We start from the raw sequence: 3,521 nt of genomic DNA, 5'->3' as shown, positions 1-3,521 counted from the left end.
AATTTATCGCAAGTTGTGATAAATTCTCTTATCACAAGTAAAATATTATCCAAAGTGCTAATAGATATATATTTCCATTTATTTGATTATCAATAACACTTTTGATAATATTATCAGATAATATTTGTGTTACTTTGTACTTGTGCACCTCAAATGGTGTTCTCAATGTAACATGAAAAGTACAGAAATCAACTCTCTAATAGCCAATTGCGTTTTGCAGATGCGTTTGGATGGCTATGATGAGAAATGTATTGAAACGCATCAACGAAGGTGGCAGAAAGGTATTGTCACGTACATGCACAAAACTGGGACAACCCTGTTTTCTCCAGAAGTTGGAACGTCATTTCTCGCAGATGTCTTGCCGGGATTGGCAGCTTCTACGCAACGAGCCCATCGCAGGAGCATACATCTTTTGACGGAATTTATGCAAACGGGAATAATTCGCCGAAGAATAGTCAAGCTTCACGAATTTCCTCTTGATGGAGAAATAGGCAACGCAGTTCTCCAACATCTCGACTTTTTACGGGAACAGCGACGGTGCGAGCCGACAATCCATAACCACAGGCGTCTATTGAGTTACTTCATAGCTGGTCTCAGTCAAAAAGGAATTGATAGCATATGTGGTATAACAGAGAAAGTCATTGTGGAATTTGTTGATCATGCGCAGACATGTAAAAGCGAACACTTCTATGCCATCCGGCAGTTTTGCTCCTTTCTATATGAAAGAGGGATGACATCAACAAATCTTAGTTATGTGCTTACAAGAAGCAATTTTCCGCAACACGAGAAACTGCCTTCTGTTTACAGTTGCGATGAAATCAAGCAAATAGAAGGTTCTATAGAACAGTCATCGGCAGTCGGTAAACGTGATTACGCAATCTTCCTCCTTGCTTCACGACTGGGATTGAGGGTCTCAGACATAGCCTCATTGACATGGGACAATATAGATTGGGACAATGGCAAAATCACCCTTTACCAATACAAAACTAAAGCCCCAATGGAACTTCCACTTCTGAGGGAAATTGGAGAGGCATTGGTCACCTATGCAAGAGACTCCCGTCCGAAATCCCATCTAAAAGAAGTCTTCTTAACGGCATCGGCACCATACCGTCCGATGACACGCATCAGTCTGAATGGTGTGATTACAAGAATAATGCAGTCCTCGGGAATTGACATATCCAGTCGCAGGTTCGGGCCTCACTCCATGCGTCATTCACTTGCCAGCAATATGCTCCGCCAAGGGACATCCTTACCTGTCATATCAGGTATATTAGGGCACGAGAGTACGCAGACCACAATGGAATATCTCCGGGTGGACATTGTGAACTTGCGTGAATGTGTTCTTGATACCCCTTTAGTTGACGAAGCTTTTTATTTACAGAAAGGAGGGGCATTCTATGATTAATTATACCTTCAAGAGTATCTTCGCTCCTTATTTTACAAGTTTTGTGAAAATGAAAGCAGCGATGGGGTTTACAATATCCAAGATAGAGTACATATTCAAAGAGCTTGACGAAATTTATCGTATCATGCCCCTACACGAACCAGTCTTGACTAAAGAACTGGTGAAGGCATGGCGTGAAAGCCGGTTGAATGACAGCGAGAGGACGTTGTATGATAAATGGTCCATAATAAGTCAGTTTTCCCGGTATATGTGTCATTGCGGATTTGTCTGCTATGTTCCTCCCATGCCAAGGCAGAAAGACAAGTCCTTTATCCCAAGGGTTTTCACCCATGAGGAGATAGAACGTTTTTTCATTGCAGCAGACAGCCTCCGCTTCCATAACATTCAACCCACCTTATGTCTGTTTTCCATGCCCACCTTATTCCGTGTATTATATGCTACCGGAATCAGGATAGGCGAGGCTCTGAATTTGAACATTGAGGATGTCAACCTTGAAAAGGGTACGATACTCATCAGAAAATCAAAAAACCAACGGCAACGTATTGTTCCCATTACGCCTTCTTTGGACGCTGTACTACACCAGTATATATCCTACAGAGACAGAATGCCTCTCAAGAGCATACGGCACAAAGAATCGCCATTGTTCATTTCACATACAGGAGGAAGGGTACTGAAAGGTACTGCTTACAAGTGGTTCAGGAAAATACTCAAATTGTGTGATATTCCTTTTATTGGAGGAAACCGTGGTCCAAGAGTTCATGATTTGCGACACACTTTTGCAGTCCATTCTCTAATGAAGCAGGTAAAGTCTGGTAAGGACATGTATTGCCTGCTCCCGATCCTTTCCGTGTTCATGGGGCATAAAACCTTATTGGGAACAGAGTCCTATATACGTCTAACCTCTGAGATGTTCCCTGAACTGAACCTGCAAATCGGTGCCATATCATCTTATGTATTCCCCTCACTTGAAAAAATGGTAAGAGAATATGACGAAGAATGACTTTGCTAAATTTCTGAGGGGATTCTTTACTGAATATCTCTCGGCTGAACGGGGTGTAAGCTCCAATACATTGCGTTCATATGGAACCGCATTCGCTTCTTATCTTGACTTTATGAGGGTTAAGAGAGAAGTGGATGCTGAGAAACTTACACTTGAACATATGGGCCGCAAAAATGTCCTTGACTATTTGGACTGGTTGCAAACTGACAAGTCCAGTTCTGTATCGACCAGGAATCAGAGGCTGGCTGCAATCCATGCTTTTTGCCGATATATGCAGTACGAGGATGTCACGCGCCTATATCAATGGCAGGAAATACTTGGTGTCAAGATGAAAAAGGCAATCAAGGGTACCATGAATTATCTGACGATGGATGCTGTCAAAGAATTGTTAGCGCATATACCGCAGACTACCATGCGGGGGCGTAGAGACCTCGCCATGCTCTCCCTGCTGTATGAAACCGGAGCCAGAGTACAGGAACTCATAGACCTTAGACCGGTTGATGTCTGTTTGTCCAAGCCATACTATGTAACACTCTTTGGCAAAGGAAACAAGAAAAGATTGGTGCCCATCCAAGATGCCCAAGTATCAATCCTACGCAAATATATGGAAGAAAACCATCTGCTTGAACTGAGAATGAATCAGCGCCCTCTCTTTCAGAATGGTCGTGGAGGAAAACTGACAGGAGCAGGCATAACCTATATCTTAAAAAACTATGCAACGATGGCCAGAACTGCCTCAGAAAATCTCATCCCTGAAAAAATCAGTCCTCACTGTCTTCGCCATAGTAAAGCTATGCATCTGTTACAGGCAGGAGTGAATCTCGTTTATATAAGAGATATTTTAGGTCATGTGTCAATCCAGACAACTGAAGTATATGCACGTGCAGACTCCAAACAAAAGCGGGAAGCTTTGGAGAAAACATATACTTCAATCCTTCCACAAGAGGAAGATAACAAACCTTCATGGGAATCTGATTCTGAACTGAAAAGTTGGTTAAAAAACTTAGGACGGTAGTAATATTATCCAAAGTGATGGCAAAAAGTATCCCTGATAAGCAATTAATAATCAGTCGTGCAAAAGTCGTACTTTGGATAATATTTTACTTGCGATAAGAA

3 protein-coding genes are annotated in these 3,521 nt (G+C 42.2%); all 3 read left to right on the top strand.

Going from position 1 to position 3,521, the window contains the following annotated elements:
* Window positions 1-172 precede the first annotated feature (172 nt).
* Genes HMPREF6485_RS10625 through HMPREF6485_RS10615 form a run of 3 tightly spaced genes read left to right on the top strand, consistent with a single transcriptional unit; the run spans window position 173 to window position 3,420 of the window.
* Window positions 173-1,405: a site-specific integrase gene (locus HMPREF6485_RS10625; RefSeq protein WP_004346466.1), complete on the top strand. Its 1,233-nt coding sequence runs from the start codon at window positions 173-175 to the stop codon at window positions 1,403-1,405.
* Window positions 1,398-2,405, top strand: coding sequence for a tyrosine-type recombinase/integrase (locus tag HMPREF6485_RS10620; RefSeq protein ID WP_004343771.1), 1,008 nt, complete (start codon window positions 1,398-1,400; stop codon window positions 2,403-2,405). The genes HMPREF6485_RS10625 and HMPREF6485_RS10620 overlap by 8 nt, the downstream gene beginning before the upstream one ends.
* Complete coding sequence (locus tag HMPREF6485_RS10615; protein WP_004343768.1) at window positions 2,392-3,420, top strand: site-specific integrase; 1,029 nt, start codon at window positions 2,392-2,394, stop codon at window positions 3,418-3,420. Before HMPREF6485_RS10620 ends, HMPREF6485_RS10615 begins: the two co-directional genes overlap by 14 nt.
* Window positions 3,421-3,521 lie beyond the last annotated feature (101 nt).

This window comes from Segatella buccae ATCC 33574 (assembly GCF_000184945.1).
GTDB classification, from domain to species: domain Bacteria; phylum Bacteroidota; class Bacteroidia; order Bacteroidales; family Bacteroidaceae; genus Prevotella; species Prevotella buccae.
The sequence above is the reverse complement of the archived record's forward strand: the minus strand, read 5'-3'. Positions and strand labels throughout refer to the sequence as shown.

Excerpts from the sequence above, each read along its gene's own strand:
- HMPREF6485_RS10615 (WP_004343768.1), top strand. The coding sequence starts at position 2,392 with ATGACGAAGAATGACTTTGCTAAATTTCTGAGGGGATTCTTTACTGAA.
- HMPREF6485_RS10620 (WP_004343771.1), top strand. The coding sequence starts at position 1,398 with ATGATTAATTATACCTTCAAGAGTATCTTCGCTCCTTATTTTACAAGT.
- HMPREF6485_RS10625 (WP_004346466.1), top strand. The coding sequence starts at position 173 with ATGAAAAGTACAGAAATCAACTCTCTAATAGCCAATTGCGTTTTGCAG.